The 16,272-nt window shown below is 74.9% G+C and carries 14 protein-coding genes; 4 read left to right on the top strand and 10 right to left on the bottom strand.

Features of this window, described 5'->3' with window-relative positions; genetic code table 11:
• Positions 1–99: 99 nt before the first annotated feature.
• The 8 genes from ACGF5G_RS24830 to ACGF5G_RS24865 all read right to left on the bottom strand — a co-directional run bounded on the left by ACGF5G_RS24830 (position 100) and on the right by ACGF5G_RS24865 (position 9,441).
• Positions 100–1,563, bottom strand: a complete 1,464-nt coding sequence (locus ACGF5G_RS24830; protein ID WP_393266700.1) for a DivIVA domain-containing protein — start codon at positions 1,561–1,563, stop codon at positions 100–102.
• A 31-nt stretch (positions 1,564–1,594) separates the two neighbouring features.
• Complete coding sequence (gene rlmN, locus ACGF5G_RS24835; RefSeq protein WP_357453331.1) at positions 1,595–2,743, bottom strand: 23S rRNA (adenine(2503)-C(2))-methyltransferase RlmN; 1,149 nt, start codon at positions 2,741–2,743, stop codon at positions 1,595–1,597.
• 104 nt (positions 2,744–2,847) lie between these two features.
• Complete coding sequence (locus ACGF5G_RS24840; protein WP_393266703.1) at positions 2,848–4,059, bottom strand: phosphatidate cytidylyltransferase; 1,212 nt, start codon at positions 4,057–4,059, stop codon at positions 2,848–2,850.
• 307 nt (positions 4,060–4,366) lie between these two features.
• Complete coding sequence (gene frr, locus ACGF5G_RS24845) at positions 4,367–4,924, bottom strand: ribosome recycling factor (RefSeq protein ID WP_091096739.1); 558 nt, start codon at positions 4,922–4,924, stop codon at positions 4,367–4,369.
• Between the two features lie 78 nt (positions 4,925–5,002).
• Complete coding sequence (gene pyrH, locus ACGF5G_RS24850; RefSeq protein ID WP_357453337.1) at positions 5,003–5,770, bottom strand: UMP kinase; 768 nt, start codon at positions 5,768–5,770, stop codon at positions 5,003–5,005.
• A 163-nt stretch (positions 5,771–5,933) separates the two neighbouring features.
• Positions 5,934–6,761 carry a translation elongation factor Ts gene (tsf, locus tag ACGF5G_RS24855; protein WP_357695217.1) on the bottom strand — a complete coding sequence of 276 codons (828 nt, stop codon included), beginning with the start codon at positions 6,759–6,761 and terminating at the stop codon, positions 5,934–5,936.
• 135 nt (positions 6,762–6,896) lie between these two features.
• Entirely contained in the window at positions 6,897–7,742 is an 846-nt protein-coding gene (gene rpsB, locus ACGF5G_RS24860) for a 30S ribosomal protein S2 (RefSeq protein ID WP_350704894.1), read from the bottom strand.
• Between the two features lie 397 nt (positions 7,743–8,139).
• The gene (locus ACGF5G_RS24865) at positions 8,140–9,441 is read right to left on the bottom strand and encodes a hypothetical protein (RefSeq protein ID WP_393266706.1); all 1,302 of its coding nucleotides are present in this window, start codon (positions 9,439–9,441) and stop codon (positions 8,140–8,142) included.
• A gap of 875 nt (positions 9,442–10,316) precedes the next feature.
• Between ACGF5G_RS24865 and ACGF5G_RS24870 the strand changes: the two genes are divergently transcribed.
• Genes ACGF5G_RS24870 through ACGF5G_RS24880 form a run of 3 tightly spaced genes read left to right on the top strand, consistent with a single transcriptional unit; the run spans position 10,317 to position 13,492 of the window.
• The gene (locus ACGF5G_RS24870; protein WP_350704888.1) at positions 10,317–10,676 is read left to right on the top strand and encodes a YraN family protein; all 360 of its coding nucleotides are present in this window, start codon (positions 10,317–10,319) and stop codon (positions 10,674–10,676) included.
• 51 nt (positions 10,677–10,727) lie between these two features.
• Complete coding sequence (locus ACGF5G_RS24875) at positions 10,728–12,248, top strand: YifB family Mg chelatase-like AAA ATPase (RefSeq protein ID WP_393266709.1); 1,521 nt, start codon at positions 10,728–10,730, stop codon at positions 12,246–12,248.
• Entirely contained in the window at positions 12,245–13,492 is a 1,248-nt protein-coding gene (locus ACGF5G_RS24880; protein WP_393266711.1) for a DNA-processing protein DprA, read from the top strand. The genes ACGF5G_RS24875 and ACGF5G_RS24880 overlap by 4 nt, the downstream gene beginning before the upstream one ends.
• A gap of 17 nt (positions 13,493–13,509) precedes the next feature.
• Here ACGF5G_RS24880 and ACGF5G_RS24885 read toward each other — a convergent pair whose 3' ends face one another.
• Positions 13,510–13,869, bottom strand: a complete 360-nt coding sequence (locus ACGF5G_RS24885; protein WP_393266714.1) for a hypothetical protein — start codon at positions 13,867–13,869, stop codon at positions 13,510–13,512.
• A gap of 446 nt (positions 13,870–14,315) precedes the next feature.
• Here ACGF5G_RS24885 and ACGF5G_RS24890 point away from each other — a divergent pair, with 446 nt between their 5' ends.
• Complete coding sequence (locus tag ACGF5G_RS24890; RefSeq protein ID WP_393267013.1) at positions 14,316–15,470, top strand: tyrosine recombinase XerC; 1,155 nt, start codon at positions 14,316–14,318, stop codon at positions 15,468–15,470.
• A 142-nt stretch (positions 15,471–15,612) separates the two neighbouring features.
• On the opposite strand, the gene ACGF5G_RS24895 is transcribed toward ACGF5G_RS24890, so the two are convergent.
• Positions 15,613–16,203 carry a GNAT family N-acetyltransferase gene (locus ACGF5G_RS24895; protein WP_393266717.1) on the bottom strand — a complete coding sequence of 197 codons (591 nt, stop codon included), beginning with the start codon at positions 16,201–16,203 and terminating at the stop codon, positions 15,613–15,615.
• Positions 16,204–16,272: the final 69 nt, after the last annotated feature.

Consider the following 16,272-nt stretch of genomic DNA (forward strand, 5'->3'; position numbering starts at 1 on the left):
CGCACCCCGTCAGCCGGCGTCGAGCCGGTCCGCGCGCCGGAGACGACACGCACGAGGGCCCGCCCCCGACCGGGGAAGCGGGCCCTCGTCGTACGCGGGTCAGCGGCGGAACAGGATGTCCTGCACGTCCTTGAGCGCGGCGTCGACCTCGGCCTCGAAGTAGCCGCCGGGCACCAGCCCGAAGCGCAGCGTGTCCAGTTCCTTCGGGTTCACCGGCATCGGGTTGCGCCCCTGCATGCCGCCGAGCAGGGTCTCGAAGAACCGGTCGACCTGGTCCGGGTCGTACCCGCTGCCGAACCGGCGCACCTGGAAGCTGCGGCGGATCTGGTCGACGCGGTAGAGGTCGCTGCCGGGCGGGCCGGCCATCGGCGGGCCGGCCACCGGCGGCGGGCCACCGACCGGCGGGCCACCGACCGGCGGGCCACCAACCGGAGGACCACCGACCGGCGGGCCGGCCACCGGCGGCGGGCCGCCGAAGCCCTGCTGCGGGGGCGGCCCGGCCGGGCCCCGGCCCCGCAGGTCGCGCAACTCCCGCTCGGGCATCCGGATCTCGGCGGTCATGTCGGTGCGCCCGTGCCGGCCGGCCTCGAAGCCGTCGAAGCGCGGCTCGTCGCCGTAGCCGCCCGGACCGTCGCCGTAGCCACCGGGGCCGTCGCCGTAACCACCGGGGCCGTAGCCACCCGGACCGTCACCGTAGCCGCCGGGGCCGTCACCGTAGCCACCCGGACCGTCGCCGTAGCCACCGGGACCGGCGGGCAGGCCGCGCGGGGGCGGGCCGCCGTGGCCCATCGGCGCGCCCGGACCCATCGGGCCGGGGCCGCCCGGGCCGCGGGGCGGCTCGTAGCCACCCCGGGGGCCGTCGTAGCCCCCGGCGAAGGCGCCGGTCGGCTCGTCGTAGCGGCCGTAGCGGTCGGCGGACGGGCCGGCCTGGGCGGGCATCGGCCGGGGCGGCATCGGCTGCGGACCGGGAGGCATGCCGCGATCGTCGCGCATCGGCGGCCCCATCCGGTCCGGCGGGCCCATCTGGTCCGGCGGGCCGAACCGGTCCGGCGGGCCCATCCGATCCGGCGGCCCCATCTGGTCCGGCAGGCCGAACCGATCCGGCGGGCCCATCCGATCCGGCGGCCCCATCCGATCCGGCGGCCCCATCTGGTCCGGCGGGCCGAACCGGTCCGGCGGGCCCATCCGATCCGGCGGCCCCATCTGGTCCGGCAGGCCGAACCGGTCCGGCGGGCCCATCTGGTCCGGCGGGCCCATCCGATCCGGGGGGCCCAGCCGGTCGGCGGCCCGGGGGTCGCCGCCGCGTCCACCGACGCCGCCGCGCTCCTCCAACTCGGCCAGCTGCCGCTCGACCCGGTCCAGGTGCAGGTCGACCTGCCACTCGTCGTAGCCGTTGAAGCGGACCCGGAAGACGACGTCGTGGACCTCCTGGGAGGCCACGGGGGCGCCGACCGGCTGACCGTCGAGCGTCGCCTCGACCCGGTCCAGGAAGGCGTCGACCTCGTCGACCTTGTATCCCCGGCGGAGCGCCTTACGCCGGAAACGCTGACCCTGACTCGCCACTATGTCTCCTGGTCTCGTTCGCTACGCCCGGTCACGCAGTCTCCCCGGTCCGGTCGGTGTCCCTGTTGTCGACGGCGGCGGCGAGCTGCCCACACGCTCCGTCGATCTCGCGACCCCGGGTGTCCCGCACCGTCGTCGACACCCCGGCCTCACGCAACCGCCGGACGAACTCCCGCTCGACCGGCTTCGGGCTGGCGTCCCACCGGCTGCCCGGAGTCGGATTGAGCGGGATGAGGTTCACGTGGGCCAGCTTCCCGGCCAGCAGCCGCCCGAGCAGATCGGCTCTCCACGGCTGGTCGTTCACGTCCTTGATCATCGCGTACTCGATCGACACGCGGCGCCCCGTCGTTGCCGCGTAGTCCCACGCTGCGTCCAGCACCTCGGACACCTTCCAGCGCTGGTTGACCGGCACGAGTTCGTCGCGCAGCTCATCATCGGGGGCGTGTAGCGACAACGCAAGGGTCACCGAGAGGTCTTCGCTGGCCAGTCGGCGGATGGCCGGCACGAGGCCGACCGTGGAGACGGTGATGTGACGCTGCGACAGCCCCAGCCCCTCCGGCGCCGGTGCGACGAGCCGGCGGATCGCCGCGATCACCCGGGAGTAGTTGGCCAGCGGCTCGCCCATACCCATGAAGACGACGTGCGACAGGCGGGGCGGCGAGCCCGCCACCGCGCCGGAGGCGGCCACGCCGGCCAGGTAGACCGCCTGGTCGACGATCTCGGCGGTGGACAGGTTGCGGGTCAGCCCGGCCTGGCCGGTGGCGCAGAACGGGCAGGCCATGCCGCAGCCGGCCTGGCTGGAGATGCAGACGGTGACCCGGTCCGGGTAGCCCATCAGCACGCTCTCCACCAACGAGCCGTCGTGCAGGCGCCAGAGCGCCTTGCGGGTCGCGCCGTCGTCGCAGGCCAGCTCGCGGACCGGGGTGAGCAGGCGCGGCAGGAGCTGGTCGGCGAGCCTGTCCCGGGCGGCGGCCGGGAGGTCGGTCATCTGCGCGGGATCGCGTACCAGGCGACCGAAGTAGTGGGTGGAGACCTGCTTGGCGCGGAACGCCGGCTCCCCCAGCTCGGCGACCAGCGCGCGGCGGCCGGCGAGGTCGAGGTCGGCGAGGTGACGGGGAGGCATCGCGGGCCGGCGCCCGGGGGCGTCGGGGTCTGCGGGGATCAGGGGCAGGCTCGTCATGGCGGGTCCAGTCTGTCACGCCGGACGGCCGACGCACCTGTCCGGAGGTGCCGAATCGCCCCCCGCCGCCCGGCCGGGGCCCGCGACGGCCGGTGATTCACGCCTCACTCCAGCACCGGGACGAAGACCGCCAGCAGCAGGTACGCGGTCGGCAGCGCGAAGAGGATCGAGTCGAGCCGATCCATCAGGCCGCCGTGCCCGGGGAGCAGGTTGCTCATGTCCTTGACCCCGAGGTCCCGCTTGATCATGGACTCGGCGAGGTCACCGAGGACGGCCGCACCGGAGACCGCCAGCCCGAAGAGCGCGCCCCACCACGGGGCCACGTCGAGAAGCAACCAGAGCAGCAGGGCGCTGCCCAGCGCTGCGGCGGTGACCGAGCCGGCGAAGCCCTCCCAGGACTTCTTCGGGCTCACCGAGGGGGCCATCGGATGCTTGCCGAAGCTGACGCCGGCGGCGTACCCGCCGGTGTCGGAGAGCACCACCGCGACCAGCGTCACGAGCACCCGCAGGTGGCCGTCGTCCGGCGCCGCCGCCAGCAGCGCGGCGAACCCGCCGAGGAACGGCACGTACACGGCGATCAGGGTGGCGGCGGTCAGGTCGCGCTGGAAGCCGCGCGGCCCGTCGCCGAGCCGCCAGACCATCGTCCCGAGCACGGTGACCAGCAGGCCGAGGCTGAGCGCGTCAGGACCGGCGAACCAGGCCAGCCCGACGGTGAGCACCCCGCCGGCAATCAGGGGCACCAGCGGCGGGTGGGCACCGCTGCGGCGCACCGCCCGGGCCATCTCCCAGCTGCCGACTGCGACCGCGCCGGCCACCACCAGCAGGAAGGCGGGCCGGTAGAAGAACAGCGGGACCACGATCAGGGCGCCGAGGGCCACGCCGACCGCGATGGCGGCCGGCAGGTTGCGCCCCGCCCGACTCGATGCGGGCTGCTGCGTCGGGGGCCGGTCGACGCTGGCCCGGCGTCGGCCGGGCTGCCGCCGGCCCGGGGCCCGCGCGGGCTCCGGCTCCGGCTCGGCGTCCCGCACCGGTTCCAGTTGGGTCGTCGGGCACTCGGAGTCGTCCGGGTGGTGACCGTTCGTCCCAGCCGGGGGGTCGTACGGGGCACGGTCCGCACTCCCCGGCTCGGAGTGGGCGTCGACCTGCGGGCGGGCGCGGGTGTGCGGCTCGGCGTACACGTCAGGGGCGACGCCGGGCCGGCGGTGCCACTGGCCGGGCTCCATCTCGGGCTCCGGCCAGGGCATGGCAGGGGCGGGGCGGTCGGGGCGGTCCCAGCCGCGGGGCTCGGCGCTGCCGTAGGGGTCGAGGTGGGACATCACGCACCTAACGGGCCCGGCACGAGATCCACCGCATGACGCACAACCACAACCATTCCCCTACCCGCGCGACTGTTCCGTCCGGTTGACCCGCCCGACGGCCGGCCGATCCCCACCGTTCACCGCAGGGTGGCCGGGAATCGTGCCGAGCCTACTGCACCCGTCGTGTCCCCACGCCGGACCGTGTCCCGCGCCCGCCACCGGGCGGCGGGCGCAACGACGATGGCACCGGACCCCGCCACCCGGGTGCGGGCGGCGGCGCCGGTGCCACGGTGTCGTCGTCGCCGGTGGTGACCGGCGTACGGCCTCAGACCTCGAGGAGCTCGTTCTCCTTGTGCTTCACCAGCTCGTCGACGGCGGCGACGTAGCGCTGGGTCAGGTCGTCGAGCTCCTTCTCCGCGCGCCGGCCGTCGTCCTCGCCGACCTCGCCGTCCTTGACGAGCCGGTCCAGCTCCTCCTTGCCCTTGCGACGGATGTTGCGGATGGCCACCTTGGCCTCCTCACCCTTGTGCCGGGCGACCTTGATCATGTCGCGGCGGCGCTCCTCGGTCATCTGCGGGAGCAGGATGCGGAGCTGGTTGCCCTCGTTGTTCGGGTTCGCGCCGAGGTCGGAGTCGCGGATCGCCTTCTCCATGGCGTTGATCTGCGAGTTGTCGTACGGCTTGATGATCACCATGCGCGGCTCGGGCACGCCGATGGACGCCATCTGGGGCAGCGGGGTGGGGCTGCCGTAGTAGTCAATGATGATCTTGGAGAACATGGCGGCGTTGGCGCGACCGGTGCGGATCGCGCCGAACTCCTCCTTGGCGTGCTCGATCGCACGCTCCATCTTCTCCTCGGCCTCGAGGAGGGTGTCGTCGATCACCGGTCTCCTCGCCTCCTTCTTGTGCTCGTCGTGGCTTGTCGTGTCGGAGGAACCGCTGAACGCGGTCGCGAGACCCGCTCAGGCGGTGATCAGGGTGCCGATCTTTTCGCCACCCACGGCCCGGATGATGGTGTCGTCGCCCTGCGCGCCGAAGACCAGCATCGGCAGGCCGTTCTCCATGCACAGGCTGAACGCGGCGGCGTCCGCGACCCGCAGGTTGCGGCGCAGCACCTCGGAGAAGGTGATCGAGTCGAACTTGCTGGCGGTCGGGTCGACCCGCGGGTCGGCGGTGTAGACGCCGTCCACGCCGTTCTTGCTCATCAGCACCACGTCGGCGCGGATCTCCAGGGCGCGCTGGGCGGCCACCGTGTCGGTGGAGAAGTACGGCATGCCGGCGCCCGCGCCGAAGATCACCACGCGCCCCTTCTCCAGGTGCCGGATGGCGCGCAGCGGGATGTAGGGCTCGGCGACCTGGGCCATCGTGATCGCGCTCTGCACGCGCGTCTCGACGCCCTCCTTCTCCAGGAAGTCCTGCAGCGCGAGGCAGTTCATCACGGTGCCGAGCATGCCCATGTAGTCGGCCCGGGCCCGGTCCATGCCGCGCTTCTGCAGCTCGGCGCCCCGGAAGAAGTTGCCGCCGCCGACCACCACCGAGACCTGCACACCGCGGCGCACCACGGTGGCGATCTGCCGGGCGACGGCCTGCACCACGTCCGGGTCCACGCCGACCGCGCCCCCGCCGAACACCTCGCCGGAGAGCTTCAGCACCACCCGTCGGGCCCGGCCGGGGGGCGGCGCCGTCGGATCGTCCGCCGCCAGACTCCGGTTACTCACAACCTGCGTCATCCGCCCCGCCCTTCCCCATGCGCACGTCCCGTACGCCGCGTACCGCGAAACTGCCGTAGCCGACCCTATGTGACAAGGAGGCCGCGGTGCCTGTCACGTACACCGGCGGCCTCCTCGTCGACGTTTACCCTTCCCGCGGGCGCGCGACGCGCCCCGGGGCGGCTCAGGCCTGGCCGACCTCGAACCGCACGAAACGGGTGACCTCGATGCCGGCCTCGGCCAGCATCTGCTTCACCGTCTTCTTGTTGTCGGCGACCGACGCCTGCTCGACCAGGACGTAGTCCTTGAAGAAGGCGTTCACCCGACCCTCGACGATCTTCGGCAGGGCCGCCTCGGGCTTGTTCTCCTCGCGGGCGGTCTGCTCGGCGATGCGCCGCTCGGACTCGACGACGTCGGCCGGCACCTCGTCACGGGTGAGGTACTTCGGCCGCATCGCGGCGATCTGCATGGCGACGGCACGCGCGTCGGCGTCGCCGGCCTCGTCGGTCTTGCCCGCGTACTGCACGAGCACGCCGACCGCCGGGGGCAGGTCCTGGCTCTTGCGGTGCAGGTAGACGGCGGTGGTGCCGTCGAGCTTGGCGAACCGGTTGAGGACCAGCTTCTCGCCGATCTTGGCGGACTGCTCCTGGACCAGGTCGGCGACGGTCTTGCCGTCCAGCTCGGTGGCGAGCAGCTCCTCGGCGGTGCCGACGCCGCTGCGCTCGCCGTGCTCGACCAGCCGCTGGGCCAGCTCGATGAAGGCGTCGGTCTTGGCGACGAAGTCGGTCTCGCAGTTGAGCTCGAGCAGCGCCTGGCCGGAGTGGGCGATCAGACCGTTGGCGGCCGTGCGGCCGGCCCGCTTGCCGACGTCCTTGGCGCCCTTGACGCGCAGGATCTCGACGGCCTTGTCGAAGTCGCCCTCGGCCTCGGTCAGCGCCTTCTTGCAGTCCATCATGCCGGCGCCGGTGAGGTCGCGGAGCTTCTTGACGTCCGCGGCGGTGAAGTTGGACATGGCTCTCTCTTCGGTGTTGAGACTGCGGGTGGGTTGGTCCTGGTGTCGGTTACCCGGATCCGGGCGCGACGTGCCCGGCGTACCGGCCGCTCCCCGCCGTCCGAAAAAACGGACGGCGGGGAAGCGGCGGCGCGGTCACTCCGCGGCGGCGGTCGCCGGCTGCTCGGCCGGCTGCCCCTGCTGCTCGTCGGCCTTCTTCGGCTCCTCGAGCAGCTCGCGCTCCCACTCGGCCAGCGGCTCGTCGGAGGCCACACCCGGCTCCGGCTTCTCGTCGGTGCCCCGACGACGGCCGGAGCGGGCGATCAGGCCGTCGGCGACGGCGGCGGCCACGACCTTGGTCAGCAGTTCCGCCGAGCGGATCGCGTCGTCGTTACCCGGGATCGGGAAGTCGACCTCGTCCGGGTCGCAGTTGGTGTCGAGCACCGCGATCACCGGGATGCCCAGCTTGCGGGCCTCGTCGACGGCGATGTGCTCCTTCTTGGTGTCGACCACCCAGATCGCGGCCGGAAGCTTCTGCATGTCCCGCAGACCGCCGAGGGTGCGGGTCAGCTTGTCCTTCTCGCGGGAGAGCTGCAGGGTCTCCTTCTTGGTGTAACCGGCGGCCGTGCCGCTCAGGTCACCCAGGGCCTCCAGCTCCTTCATCCGCTGCAGCCGCTTGTACACCGTCTGGAAGTTGGTCAGCATGCCGCCGAGCCAGCGGTGGTTGACGTACGGCTGGCCGACCCGGGTCGCCTGCTCGGCGATGGCCTCCTGGGCCTGCTTCTTGGTGCCGACGAAGAGGATGCTGCCACCCTCGGCGACGGTCCCACGCACGAAGTCGTAGGCCTTCTCGATGTAGTCGAGGGTCTGGCGCAGGTCGATGATGTAGATACCGTTGCGCTCGGTGAAGATGAAGCGCTTCATCTTCGGGTTCCAGCGTCGGGTCTGGTGCCCGAAGTGGACACCGCTCTCCAGCAGCTGGCGCATGGTCACGACGGCCATGGTGGGTACTCCTTGCGTCCCTGGTTGTCCCGCCCGGCCGGCGGCCGGGCGTCCTGGCGCCCGGTCGCCGGCCATGACGGGCCCGACCAAGATCGGGACCAGGGAGGCCGTCGCCCCACGACGACTCGTGGAGAGGGCGCGCGAGGTCGACCGCACGAGGCGGTCGCCAGTCGACCAGTGTACGCCCCTTCCCCGCCGCCGCCGCTGCGGGTGGCGGGAAGGGGTCAGAACGCCCATTTCCGGCACCGACCGCACCCTCATCGCCGGCGCTCGCCGGGCGACCGCAGCTCGGTCCGGCGGCAGACCGGGGGCAGCGGCCCGCCGGACGGTCCGCGGCCGGGACGGCGTCAGCTCGAGGGGTGGCGGTCCGCCGGACAATCGCCGGCTCGGGCCGGCGTCAGCCGACCGCGAGGGCGGCGGCGACGAACAGCACCAGACCCACGGTCAGGTAGGCCGTCGGCGGGCGCAGCCAGCCCCGGCTCCCCTCCGCCAGCGACAACCCGCCGGTACGCAGCCCGTACAGGCCGATCGCGAAGATCGGCAGGCCGCAGACCAGGAAGGTGCCCGCCACGACGTCGGCGGCCGAGACCGGGTCGCCGGTCACGCCGCCGAGCAGCACCCGCAGCGCGGGGACCTCGAACACCGCGACCAGCAGGGTGAAGAGCGCGGCCAGCGCGGGCCGGCGGGTCCGGTAGACCCCGTCGCCCGCTGGCGGGGCCGGGTGCGGGCCGACCACCGGCGGATAGACCGGCACCTCCCCAGGCGGCATGTCGCCACGGGGGCCGATCGGCGGCATCGGCCCGGTCGGCAGCTCCAGCGGGTTCGGCGTCCCGACCGCCGGCTGGGGCGCGACGACCGGCGACTCCGGCGGGTTCGCGGACTCGACCCCCCGATGGGGCTCGACGATCGGATAGCCGCCCAGCGGGGCCGGGCGGGTCGGCTCGTCGGCCCGCTCGACCGGACCGGCACCGGCCAGCGCGTCGACGCCCGACGTCGAGACCGCGTCCCGCGACTCCCTCGCCTCCCGCGCCGCACGCCGACCCGGCCGGTCGGCCGGCAGCTCACCGGAGAACTCCGGGTCCGGCTCGGCGCGTCGGACGCGGCTCGCCCGGAATCCCTCGGTCTCCGCCCGGTCGTCCCCGAGCGGCGGCACCGCGACGAGTCGTCCCAAGTCACTCTCGGCGCCGCCGAACCGCCCGGACGCCGGCTCGACCGCCGCGAACCGGCCGGAATCCGGCTCGACCACCGCGAACCTGCCCGAGTCCGGCTCGACCGCCCCGAAGCGACCGGAATCCGGCTCGACCACCGCGAAGCGGCCCGAGTCCGGCTCGACCGCCCCGAAGCGGCCCGAGTCCGGCTCGACCGCCCCGAAGCGACCGGAATCCAGGTCGGCCGCTGCGAAGCGACCCGAGTCCTCCGGGCCGCCGAAGTGCGCCCGGTCAGCATCGACGGCGCCGAAGCGTCCGGAGGCGGGCTCGGTCGTCGTACCGAAGCGGCCCGGCTCACCGCGCCGGCCGGTCGCGGCCTCGCCGTGGCGGCCGTCCTCTGCGGCGCGGCGCTGCTCGGGGGTGCTCAGCTCGTCGTCCCGGTGCCGGGTCTCGGCCGGTCCGCGCCAGTCCGGCTCCCCGTAGCCACGGTCGCGGTCTGCGGGATACCAGCGCGACTCCTGATCTTCGGCAAAGCTCCGTCGTCCGTCCACGTCCGGCACCGTATGCGACGGGCTCCATGGGCGCCATTCGCCCCTCGGGCACCCGCCGCAGCCGAGCGGCCGGGCTCCGCAGGACGGCGGTCCAGGGGGCAGTGCGACGGCGGTCAGGGGCGGGAATCCGCGAGCCGGTCCAGCTCCGCGACGAGCTGCGCGCGCAGCTCGCCGTGTGCGGGCCCGAGGGCGTACGCCGGATCGCGCCACACCTGCGTCGGATAGCGGTAGACCGCTCCCTGCCGCAGCTCGGCCGGCTCCCAGTCGTACCGGGGCGCACGTGCGCGTGCAGGAAGGCGTCGAGGTTGCCGAGGATCTCGTAGTTGATCCGCCGGAACCCCGGGTCCCGCCGGGCGCAGACCCGGGCCACCGCCTCGCCGAGCAGGTCCATGTCCGCCAGGAACGCCAGTCGCCGCTCCCTGGGCAGGTCGGTCAGCCGGTCGACCGACGGGTCGTCCGTGATCAGCACGCAGTATCCCGGGAGGTGCTGGTTGTCGCCGATCACGGCGAACCCGGCGGAGAGCCGGCGGAGGACGGTGGGATTCTCGCCACGCAGGGCCGCGCGGACCCGGTCGCTCCGCCAGTCGACGCTCATCCGTCGCACGCTAGCGGACGGCCGGGTATCCGAGGGTCTTACGCCGACCGCCTCGGTACCGTCGCGCCGCCGAGGCGGCGAGGCGGCGAGGCGGCGAGGCGGTGAGGCGGTGAGGCGGGCCCGCCGGCAGCAGCACGAACTCCTCGGACCGGCCGCGCCCGCGGCCGTCCACATAGCACAGCACGGGCATGATCGTCCGCTCGTCCACAACCCGTCCGCCTGTCCACAGGTCGGCGACGGGGGGCGGCGGAACCCCGCCCGGGCCGGGCACCGTGCCGGCATGACGAAGCGGAACCAGGCGGTCGGCGCGTACGGCGAGCGGTGCGCCGTCCGGCACCTGATCGGGGCGGGGCTGCGCCCCGTCGCCCGGAATTGGCGCTGCCCGGCCGGGGAGATCGACATCATCGCCTGGGACGGGCCGGTGCTCGCCTTCTGCGAGGTGAAGACCCGCCGCTCGGACGAGTTCGGCCCGCCGGCCGAGGCCGTCGTACCGGCCAAGGCCCGCCGGTTGCGCGGGCTCGCCGCCCGGTGGCTGGCCGACACCGGCACCACCGCGGACGAGGTGCGCTTCGACGTGATCTCGGTACGCCTCACCGGCGCCGGCGCCGCCCGGGTCGAGCACCTCAAGGGCGCGTTCTGAGATGGCCGGGCACAGCGGCCGGATCTCCGATGGCCTGGGGCGGGTGGCGGCGTGAGCTACGCGAAGGTGCTCTGCGTGGGCCTGGTCGGCGTCACCGGGCACCTGGTGGAGGTCGAGGCCGACCTGGCGGCCGGTCTGCCGGCCGTCGTCATCTCGGGGCTGCCGGACACCGCCCTGCACGAGGCCCGCGACCGGGTCCGCGCGGCGGTGGTCAACTCCGGGCAGCGGTGGCCCAACCGCCGGATCACGCTCAACCTGCTGCCCGCCGACCTGCCCAAGTTCGGCTCGGCGTTCGACCTGGCGATCGCGGTGGCCCTGCTGGGCGGCTCGGGCGAGCTGCCGCTGCTGCCGCTGGAGCGCGTGGCGGTCCTCGGCGAGTTGGGCCTCGACGGCACCGTCCGACCGGTGCGCGGCGTACTGCCGATGGTCGCCGCGGCCGCCCGGGCCGGCGTCGAGCGGGTGATCGTCCCGGCCGGCAACGCCGCCGAGGCGGCGGTCGTCCCCGGGGTCCGGGTCCGGGCGGTCGACACGCTGCACCGGCTGGTCAGCTTCGTCCGTGACGGCACGCCCCTGATCGAGCCGGAGGCGGGCGGCCCGGCACCGGCCGGCGACGGGCCCGACCTGGCCGAGGTCGCCGGGCAGGGGTTGGGCCGGCGGGCGCTGGAGGTGGCCGCGGCGGGCGGGCACCACCTGGCGCTGCTCGGGCCACCGGGCGCCGGCAAGACCATGCTCGCCGAGCGCCTCCCGTCGATCCTGCCCGAACTGGACGACGAGGCCGCGCTGGAGGTCACCGCCCTGCACTCGATCGCCGGGCTGCTCCCGCCGGGCGGCCGGTTGCTGCGCCGCCCGCCGTTCCAGGCGCCGCACCACACGGCGACGGTGCCGTCCCTGGTCGGCGGCGGTTCGGGGCTGGCGCGTCCCGGCGCGATCTCGCTCGCCCACCGTGGGGTGCTCTTCCTCGACGAGGCGCCCGAGTTCAGCCGGGGCGCGCTGGAGGCGCTGCGCCAGCCGCTGGAGAACGGCCGGGTCCGGCTGGCCCGCAGCCGCGGCGGCGCCGAATACCCGGCCCGTACGCAACTCGTGCTGGCGGCCAACCCGTGCCCGTGCGCGAAGCCGGCCGGGGACGCGTACTGCGAGTGCCCGCCGCAGGCCCGCCGGCGCTATCTCAGCCGGCTGTCCGGTCCCCTGCTGGACCGGATCGACGTGCAGGTGAAGCTGCCACCCGTCCGGGCGGCGGAGCTGATGGAGGCCACCATGGACAGCGAGTCGTCGGCCATCGTCGCCCGGCGGGTGGCAGCCGCCCGGGAGGCCACAGCCGCACGCTGGGCGGTCCTCGGCCGCCGGCTCAACGCGGAGATACCCGGGCCGTACCTGCGTCGACCGCCCTGGCGACTGCCCGGGCCCGACACCGCCGAGCTGCGGGCGCGACTGGACTCTGGGGCGCTCTCCGCCCGGGGCTTCGACCGGATCATCCGCCTGGCCTGGACGATCGCGGACCTCGACGGCCGGGACCGGCCCGACCGGGAGGACGTCCGGGAGGCCATTCAACTGCGAACGGGGGACGGCACGTGAGCACCGACGAGGAGACGCTGGCCCGGGTGGCGCTGACCTGGCTCGCCGAGCCGGGCACCCGGTCGGTGCACCGACTGGTCGACCGGCTCGGCCCGGCGGCCACACTCGACCTGCTGCTCGACGGGGGCGCGCCGGACGAGACGTTGCGGGCGACGGTGGCGGCGCGCACCGCTGCCGGGGACGCCCGGGCGGTCGCGGCCGAGGCGCTGGCCCACGGGGACCGCCTCGGGGCCCGGATCGTGGTCCCCGGCGACGACGAGTGGCCCGATCGGATCGACCAGTTGCGCGGGCTGCGGCTGCCGGGCGCGTACCGCCGGGTGGACACCGAGACCGCGCCGCCGCTCTGCTTCTGGGTACGCGGCTCGTGGCCGCTCGCGGAGGCGCTCGACCGCTCCGTCGCGGTCGTCGGCGCCCGGGCCGCCACCGGGTACGGCACGCACGTCGCCACCGAACTCGGCTACGGGCTCGCCGACCGGGACTGGACCGTCGTCTCCGGTGGCGCCTTCGGCATCGACGCGGCGGCCCACCGGGGCGCGCTCAACGCCGGGGGCATCACGGTGGCCGTGCTCGCCTGCGGCGTGGACCGTCCCTACCCGATGGGCAACGCGGCGCTGTTCGACCGGATCGCCGACACCGGGCTGCTGGTCAGCGAGTGGATCCCGGGGGCCGACCCGCTGCGTCCCCGGTTCCTCATCCGCAATCGGGTGATCGCGGCGGGGACCCTCGGCACCGTGCTGGTGGAGGCGGCGGCGCGCAGCGGCGCCACCCAGACCACGCACCGGGCACTCGCCCTGACGAAACCGGGGATGGTGGTGCCGGGCCCGGTCACGTCGGCGATGTCGGTGGGCACGCACGAGCTGCTGCGCGACTACCCGAAGGCCCGGCTGGTCACCGGGGTCGCCCAGGTGCTGGAGGAGGTCGGGCGGATCGGCGAGCTGGCGCCGGTGCCGCGCGGCCCACAGCGGCCGGTCGACCAGCTCGACGACGACGCCCGGTCGATCGTCGAGGCGCTGCCCCGCCGGGGCGCCGTGGGGGTGGACGTCCTCGCCGCCCGGGCCGGCGTCGCCGTCCGCACCGCCCTGCGCAAACTGTCGATGCTGGAGGAGCTGGCCCTGGTGGTCCAGCGCGCGGACGGGTACGCCCTCGCGCCGCCGGCCGGCGCGGGTCGGGCCGGCCAGGGGCGGCGCGGTCACGACCAGCCGCCGCACGCAGGCGGGCGGACGGGCGAGGAGGCCCGACGCTGAACGGGCCGCCAGCCCGGTCAGTCCCCCTCGAAGCGGATCTCCATGTCGCGGTCCGGTCGGCAGTGCCGCGCCAACAGGTCCAGGCGGCGCACGTGCGTCACCTCGGGCGTCGTCCGGGCCACCTCGGCGAGGCGACCCAGCTCGGCGAGGAGCTGCGGGGCCTGGTCGGCGGGGACCACCAGCTGACCGACGGGGTCGATCCGCTCCAACATCGGGGTACGCCCGGTGCCGCGGACCCGCTCGACGAGATCCAGCAGCACGTCGTCGGGATCGGGCAGCACCTCGGCCGGCACGAGGCGACGCCGGCCCGAGCCCGCCCCGACCACCCGGTAGAGGACGACGTCGACCCCCATGGCCGGCCCCCCTTCGTCGAGCATCGTCCGTCGCGTGGCGACGACCTGCGCTCACCCGTTGGTACGACAAGTCTGCGCGCACCGGCCGCGGTAATCCATCACCCCGCCCGGACGGCTGGGACAGCAGCGGCTCCCGTCGGGGCCGCGCCGGCTTTCGCCCCGGCGTCGCATCGGGGCCGCCCCGGTCGGTCCGGCCGATCGCGCCCGCCCTGCGGCCCGGCGCCCCGCCGGGGCGGGTGGACCGGGCGCGTGGTCGTCGGGTCCCGTCGACCGTAGGCTGACGCTGTGCCAGAGGATCCGCCACCGCCGGCCTGCACGAGGGTCGCGCCCTGCCGGCCGCGCCGCCCACGGTGCCGGCGGCCGGCCACGGGGAGCGGAACTGTTCACCGGGGCTGGCGGCGAAGCGGGGCGTCGCGGTGAGCCGGGAGCCGGCCGGCACCCGGGCGACGCACGAGGCGCTCCCGCCGGCGATGCGCGAGGCGGTGGACGAATTCGCCGGGCACCTGGCCGGGGTGCGCAACCGGTCCGCGCACACGGTCCGGGCGTACGTCGGCGACGTGGTGTCGCTGCTGGACCACGCGCGCCGGATGGGCTGCGCCGAACTGGTGGAACTGGACCTGACGGTGCTGCGCAGCTGGCTGGCGAAGCAGCGGACGATGGGCGCCGCGCGGACGTCGCTCGCCCGCCGGTCGGCCTCGGCGCGGGCGTTCAGCGCCTGGGCGCACCGGTCCGGGCTGCTCCCCACCGACGTGGCGGGTGCGCTGGCCAGCCCCCGCGCCCACCGGGACCTGCCGTCCGTTCTCCGTGCCGACCAGGCCGCCGCGCTGGTCGAGGCGCCCGGCCGGTCCGCCCCGGGCGCGCCGACGCCGCCGGGCACCGTCGCCGGCTCACGGCCCCGGGTCCTGGCGCCGGGCGAACGCCTGACCGCTCCGGGCAGTGCTTCCGGGCCGACGGAGACGCACACGCCGGACGAAGCTGCGGCGGCGCACGCGGCGGACGGAGCTGCGGCGGCGCACGCGGCGGACGGAGCTGCGGCGGCGCGCGCGGCGGACGGCACCGCCGAGGCCAGCGCCGCGAGCGGGGCCACGGTGGACGGGGCCACGGCGGACGGTACTGCCGAGGCCGTGGTGCTGCGGGACAGGGCGCTGCTGGAGCTGCTCTACGGCACGGGCGTACGGATCAGCGAGGCGTGCGGCCTCGACATCGCCGACGTCGACCACGCGCGGCGGGTCGTGCGGGTGTTCGGCAAGGGCGGCCGGGAGCGCGCGGTCCCGTACGGGGTGCCGGCGCAGCGGGCGCTCGACGAGTGGCTGCGGCACGGCCGCCCCGCACTGGCCGGACCGCACTCCCGGGAGGCGCTGCTGATCGGTGCCCGCGGCGGGCGGCTCAACCCGACGATGGCCCGACGGATCGTCAGCGGGTACGCCCAGGCTGCCGGGCTGCCCCCGGTCAGCCCGCACGGGCTGCGGCACTCGGCGGCGACCCACCTGCTTGAGGGCGGTGCCGACCTGCGGGCGGTGCAGGAGCTGCTGGGGCACTCGTCCCTCGCGAGCACGCAGATCTACACCCACGTGTCGGTGGAGCGGCTCCGCGCGGCCTACCGCCAGGCCCACCCCCGCGCCTAACCGGTGGGAGGGAGCCGGACGGCCATGCCCGACCGTCGCGGCGATGGCCCGGCCGCCGAAATGCTGGCCGGTGTGGTCGCCTGGCAGCTACAGGCAGAGCACCACGGACGCGAGCCGAGCTGGCGGTCGCCGACGTCGGTTCTCAGGACCGGCGCGGCGACGAGCCCGGGCCGTCCAGGGCAGAGCCGCGGAGCAGCACGTGCGGCGGCCGGCCCAGGTCCAGACACATCCGCACGTCGTCGTAGCGCTCGTCGCCCACCTCGATGACGTTCGGCAGCCGGCCCCATTCACGGAACCCGAGCCGCTCGTAGAGCTCGATGGCTCCGTGGTTGTTGCCGCGTACGCCCAGCGCGAGGGTCTCGATCCCGGCCTTGCGGGCGTCGTCGATGAGCGCCCCGGTGACCAGCCTGCCGATGCCTCGGCCGCGAGCGGCCGGGTGCGCGGTGATCTTCTCCAGGTCGGCGTAGTGGGCGAAGATCGGCTTCGGGCCGCGCCGCCACAGCCCGGTGCCCACGACCCGGGAGTCGAGCACGGCGAGGACCAGCGCGGCGTCGCCGGCCCCGACCAGGCTCAGCACCGCGTCCAGCCAGGCGTCGGTCTCGGCGCGGCCGGGCGGGACCGCGTACCCGATCGCGCCACCGTGCTCGGCCACCGCGTGCAGCACCCGGTGCACGTCGGCGCGGAGCTGTCGGTCGGCGGCGGTCGGCCAGCGCAGTTCCACGTGGGTGTCCACGATCCGCAATTCTGCGGGATCGAGCGGGGTCGACCGGCACGGGCACCCGGCGGAACGCCGACCGGAGAT

Source organism: Micromonospora sp. NPDC047730 (assembly GCF_043204765.1).
Lineage (GTDB): Bacteria > Actinomycetota > Actinomycetes > Mycobacteriales > Micromonosporaceae > Micromonospora.

Coding starts and splice junctions, on each gene's coding strand:
- rlmN (WP_357453331.1), bottom strand. CDS start 2,743: ATGACGAGCCTGCCCCTGATCCCCGCAGACCCCGACGCCCCCGGGCGC.
- ACGF5G_RS24840 (WP_393266703.1), bottom strand. CDS start 4,059: ATGTCCCACCTCGACCCCTACGGCAGCGCCGAGCCCCGCGGCTGGGAC.
- pyrH (WP_357453337.1), bottom strand. CDS start 5,770: ATGACGCAGGTTGTGAGTAACCGGAGTCTGGCGGCGGACGATCCGACG.
- tsf (WP_357695217.1), bottom strand. CDS start 6,761: ATGTCCAACTTCACCGCCGCGGACGTCAAGAAGCTCCGCGACCTCACC.
- rpsB (WP_350704894.1), bottom strand. CDS start 7,742: ATGGCCGTCGTGACCATGCGCCAGCTGCTGGAGAGCGGTGTCCACTTC.
- ACGF5G_RS24870 (WP_350704888.1), top strand. CDS start 10,317: ATGACGAAGCGGAACCAGGCGGTCGGCGCGTACGGCGAGCGGTGCGCC.
- ACGF5G_RS24885 (WP_393266714.1), bottom strand. CDS start 13,869: ATGCTCGACGAAGGGGGGCCGGCCATGGGGGTCGACGTCGTCCTCTAC.
- ACGF5G_RS24890 (WP_393267013.1), top strand. CDS start 14,316: ATGCGCGAGGCGGTGGACGAATTCGCCGGGCACCTGGCCGGGGTGCGC.